The organism is Kitasatospora sp. NPDC005856 (assembly GCF_040629945.1).
Taxonomy (GTDB): Bacteria; Actinomycetota; Actinomycetes; order Streptomycetales; family Streptomycetaceae; genus Kitasatospora.
Genome location: NZ_JBEXWT010000191.1, coordinates 1 through 4,285, shown reverse-complemented (window position 1 = coordinate 4,285; position 4,285 = coordinate 1). Strand labels below are relative to the sequence as shown.

Genomic DNA, 4,285 nt, shown 5'->3' with positions numbered 1-4,285 from the left:
TTCCTGGGCCCCTGCGGCTTCCGGTCCCTACGGATCTTGAAGTCCATCGCACACCTTGAGCTGGGGTGTTGCGACGACCGTTAGAACCCAAGCCTCGGAACGGGGGTTCCGCCGTTCCCGGCCCAGGGCTCCTCCGGCGGAACGGTCGTTCCACCGCATGCGTTCGAACGGACATGCACGTCCTGCTGATCGTCGCCGTCCTGCTCTGCGGGTCCGTCCTGCTCTGGCTGCTCGGCTTCCTCGGTCTGGCGCTTTACCAGCGGGGGCGGACCGCGCCGGCCGGCTCGGACTACCTGGTGGTCCTGGGCGCCGCGCTGGAGGGCTGTGAGCCCGCTCGCCCGCTGACGGCCCGGCTGGACGCCGCGCTGGAACGTTTCGCCGTCGAGGAGGCCGCCGGGTACGCCCCACTGGTCCTGGTGACCGGCGGGAAGGGCCCGCACGAGGAGTGCACCGAGGCCGCCGCGATGGCCCGCTACCTGACCGCCCGGGGTGTCCCGGCCGGGCGGATCCGGCGCGAGGAGCGGGCCGTGAACACCGCCGAGAACCTGCGCTTCAGCGCCGCCCTGATGGCCGCCGAGCGCCCCGGCTACCGCTGCACGGTGGTCACCAACGGCTTCCACACCGTCCGCTCCGCCCTGGCCGCCCGCCGGGCCGGCGCCCCCGCCGCCGTGCTCGGCGCGGACGGCCCGCTGGCGCACGGCCCGTACCTCCTGCTGCGCGAGGCCGTCGGCACCGCCCTCGCCCTGCTCGGCCGGGCCTGAACCGGCCGGCCGGGCCTGCCTCGGCGGACCGGACCTGCCCTGGGAAGCCGGGCGCACGCAGCCGGAAGGCCCCGGGTCCGGATCGGACCCAGGGCCTTCGTCAGCTCAACTCGGCCTGGTTCAGCCGAGGTTGGCGAGCGCCTCGTTGAAGGTCTTGGACGGGCGCATCACGGCCGCGGCCTTGGCCGGGTCCGGCTGGTAGTAGCCGCCGAGGTCGACCGGCGAGCCCTGGACGGCGATCAGCTCGTCCACGATGGCCGACTCGTGCTCGGCCAGCGTCGCGGCCAGGCCGACGAAGGCCTGGGCCAGCTCGGCGTCGGCGGTCTGCCCGGCCAGCTCCTGGGCCCAGTACATGGCCAGGTAGAAGTGGCTGCCGCGGTTGTCGATGCCACCGAGGCGGCGGCTCGGCGACTTGTCCTCGTTGAGGAAGGTGCCGGTGGCACGGTCCAGGGTGTCGGCCAGCACCTGGGCGCGGGCGTTGTCGGTGGTGCTGGCCAGGTGCTCGAAGCTGGCGGCCAGCGCGAAGAACTCGCCCAGGCTGTCCCAGCGCAGGTAGTTCTCCTTGACCAGCTGCTGGACGTGCTTCGGGGCGGAGCCGCCGGCGCCGGTCTCGAACAGGCCACCGCCCGCCATCAGCGGGACGACCGACAGCATCTTGGCGCTGGTGCCCAGCTCCAGGATCGGGAAGAGGTCGGTCAGGTAGTCGCGCAGCACGTTGCCGGTCACCGAGATGGTGTCCTCGCCGCGACGGATGCGCTCCAGCGAGAACTTGGTGGCCTCGACCGGGGACTTGATCTCGATCTGCAGGCCGGTGGTGTCGTGCTCCGGCAGGTACTGCTTGACCTTCTCGATCAGCACCGCGTCGTGGGCGCGGTCCTCGTCCAGCCAGAACACCGCCGGAACGCCGGTGGCGCGGGCGCGGGTGACGGCCAGCTTGACCCAGTCCTGGATCGGCAGGTCCTTGGTCTGGCAGGCGCGGAAGATGTCGCCCGGCTGGACGGCCTGCTCCAGCACCACGTTGCCCTCGGCGTCGACCAGGCGGACGGTGCCCGCGGCGGCGATCTCGAAGGTCTTGTCGTGCGAGCCGTACTCCTCGGCCTTCTGGGCCATCAGGCCGACGTTCGGCACCGAGCCGATGGTCGCCGGGTCCAGGGCGCCGTTGGCGCGGCAGTCGTCGATGACGGCCTGGTACACGCCGGCGTAGCTGTGGTCCGGCAGCACGGCGAGGGTGTCGGCCTCCTTGCCGTCCGGGCCCCACATGTGGCCGGAGGTGCGGATCATGGCCGGCATCGAGGCGTCGACGATGACGTCGCTCGGCACGTGCAGGTTGGTGATGCCCTTGTCGGAGTCGACCATGGCCAGGGCCGGGCCCTCGGCCAGCTCGGCCTCGAAGGAGGCCTTGATCTCGGCGCCCAGGTGCGGCACGTTGTCGAGGCCGGCCAGGATGCCGCCGAGGCCGTTGTTCGGGTTCAGACCGGCGGCGACCAGCACCTCGCCGTACTTGGCGAAGGTCTTCGGGAAGAAGACGCGGACCACGTGGCCGAAGATGATCGGGTCGGAGACCTTCATCATGGTGGCCTTGAGGTGCACCGAGAACAGCACGCCCTCGGCCTTGGCACGGGCGACCTGGGCGGCCAGGAACTCGTTCAGGGCGGCGGCGCGCATCACCGAGGCGTCGACGACCTCGCCGGCCAGCACCGACACCTTCTCGCGCAGCACGGTGGTGGTGCCGTCCTCGCCGACCAGCTCGATGCGCAGCGCACCGTCCTCGGCGATCACGGCGGACTTCTCGGTGCTCGCGAAGTCGTTCTCGCCCATGGTGGCGACGTTGGTCTTGGACTCGGGGGTCCAGGCGCCCATCCGGTGCGGGTGGGTCTTGGCGTAGTTCTTGACCGACAGCGGGGCGCGGCGGTCGGAGTTGCCCTCGCGCAGGACCGGGTTGACGGCGCTGCCCTTGATCTTGTCGTAGCGGGCGCGGACGTCCTTGTCCTCGTCGGTCTGCGGGTCGTCCGGGTAGTCCGGCAGGGCGTAGCCCTGGGCCTGCAGCTCGGCGATGGCGGCCTTCAGCTGCGGGACGGAGGCCGAGATGTTCGGCAGCTTGATGATGTTGGCGGCCGGGGTCTTGGCCAGCTCGCCCAGCTCGGCGAGGGCGTCCCCGATCCGCTGGCCCTCGGCCAGACGCTCCGGGAAGCTCGCGATGATCCGCCCGGCCAGGGAGATGTCGCGGGTCTCCACGCGCACACCCGCGGTCGAGGCGTAGGCCTGGACCACCGGCAGGAACGAGTAGGTCGCCAGGGCCGGAGCCTCGTCGGTGTGCGTATAGATGATGGTCGAGTCAGTCATCGGTACTCCGCTTCACGTCTCCAACGTCTTGACGTCAAGATATCTCGTCACGGGCCTCCGGCTCCACCTCCCCCCGCCTCCGGACGCGCCGGGGTCCGGTCGGCGGGCACCGCGGCGCCCGCGGCGGGGCGTTCCGCCGGTCGTGGCCGGACCCGTCGGAGGGCGCGGCGGGGGAAGGTCACGGGGACCGAACTCCACGGTGGTCCGGGTCGGCACGTGTGGCAAGCGGAACGCTCGACCGGTGGTCCCGGACAGGCCCTAGTCCACTCGGGTGAGCGGGACGTCAGGAGTGCGTCAACGCACGACCCCATTCGGTCAACGGCGCGTCAGGACCGGCGATCCCCGGGCCGGGCCGTCCTAGCGTCGAGGCAGTAGTTCCGGCAGGCACCACCACCCCACTCGGGAGCATCCGCATGGCCCGCGTCGTCTGGCACGTTCCGGTCACCACCTCCGGCACCGGAAGCACCACCGCACTCCGCCTGTTCCGCCTGCGCGACGGCCGCCGCTGCGCGGTCGGATTCTCCAGCCCCGAGGCCCTGGTCGCCCTCCTCGGGCCCGACCAGGCCCACACCGAACTCGGCGAGCCCGCCCTCCGCGCGCTCACCGCCCCGCTGGGGATCGACGCCCTGGTGGTGGACCCGCGGTTGGTCGCCCCCTCCGTCACCGTCCCCGCCGCCACCCAGCCCGCCGCACCGCTCGCCCCGGCCCCGATCTGCCCGGCCCCGGCGGTCCGGCTCCAGCGCCGGTGACCGCCCCGCTCCAGCTCGTCCCGGACGGTCCGGCTCCGGGGGGACGGGCCCGGCCGGCCCGCTCGCTGCACGCGATCGTCCGGATCAGCCACGGCCCCGTCCCGCTCGACTTCGACCGCCTCGCGGCGGAGTTCCCGGCCGTCCAGAGCGGCCTGGCCCTGGTCGGTGAGGCCGACCTCGAACTGCGCCTCGCCTGCACCGGCCCCGAGGAGTTACGGACGATCGCCGCCGCCCTGCACCGCGCGGGCGCCGCCAAGGTGCACGTCGACCTCGTCCTGCGCGCCCTCACCCCGGCCCCGGTGACCCTGCGCCCGGTGCCGTGAGAACCGCCGCCACGGCGCCCCGCTCCCCCGCCCGGGGGCGGGGCGCCGGACCCCCGGGGGCAGGATCCGGCCGCCGCACGACCGAGCGCGGGCCCGGGGGGCGGGGGCG

The 4,285-nt window shown here is 73.0% G+C and carries 4 protein-coding genes; 3 read left to right on the top strand and 1 reads right to left on the bottom strand.

Translation table 11 applies throughout. The features are described from left to right. The first annotated feature begins 173 nt into the window (after nucleotides 1-173). A complete protein-coding gene (locus ABZ449_RS41760) occupies nucleotides 174-761 on the top strand; it encodes a YdcF family protein (protein WP_360357307.1) in 588 nt (195 codons plus the stop codon). Between the two features lie 120 nt (nucleotides 762-881). Here ABZ449_RS41760 and ABZ449_RS41755 read toward each other — a convergent pair whose 3' ends face one another. Further along, complete coding sequence (locus ABZ449_RS41755) at nucleotides 882-3,104, bottom strand: NADP-dependent isocitrate dehydrogenase (RefSeq protein WP_360357304.1); 2,223 nt, start codon at nucleotides 3,102-3,104, stop codon at nucleotides 882-884. A gap of 413 nt (nucleotides 3,105-3,517) precedes the next feature. Between ABZ449_RS41755 and ABZ449_RS41750 the strand changes: the two genes are divergently transcribed. Both ABZ449_RS41750 and ABZ449_RS41745 read left to right on the top strand, forming a co-directional pair. Continuing rightward, nucleotides 3,518-3,853 carry an SAV_915 family protein gene (locus ABZ449_RS41750; protein WP_360357302.1) on the top strand — a complete coding sequence of 112 codons (336 nt, stop codon included), beginning with the start codon at nucleotides 3,518-3,520 and terminating at the stop codon, nucleotides 3,851-3,853. Next, nucleotides 3,850-4,176, top strand: a complete 327-nt coding sequence (locus ABZ449_RS41745; protein WP_360357301.1) for a hypothetical protein — start codon at nucleotides 3,850-3,852, stop codon at nucleotides 4,174-4,176. The genes ABZ449_RS41750 and ABZ449_RS41745 overlap by 4 nt, the downstream gene beginning before the upstream one ends. Nucleotides 4,177-4,285: the final 109 nt, after the last annotated feature.

Bases quoted from the DNA above. Each gene is read 5' to 3' on its own strand.
- ABZ449_RS41755 (WP_360357304.1), bottom strand. From the start codon at position 3,104: ATGACTGACTCGACCATCATCTATACGCACACCGACGAGGCTCCGGCC.
- ABZ449_RS41750 (WP_360357302.1), top strand. From the start codon at position 3,518: ATGGCCCGCGTCGTCTGGCACGTTCCGGTCACCACCTCCGGCACCGGA.
- ABZ449_RS41760 (WP_360357307.1), top strand. From the start codon at position 174: ATGCACGTCCTGCTGATCGTCGCCGTCCTGCTCTGCGGGTCCGTCCTG.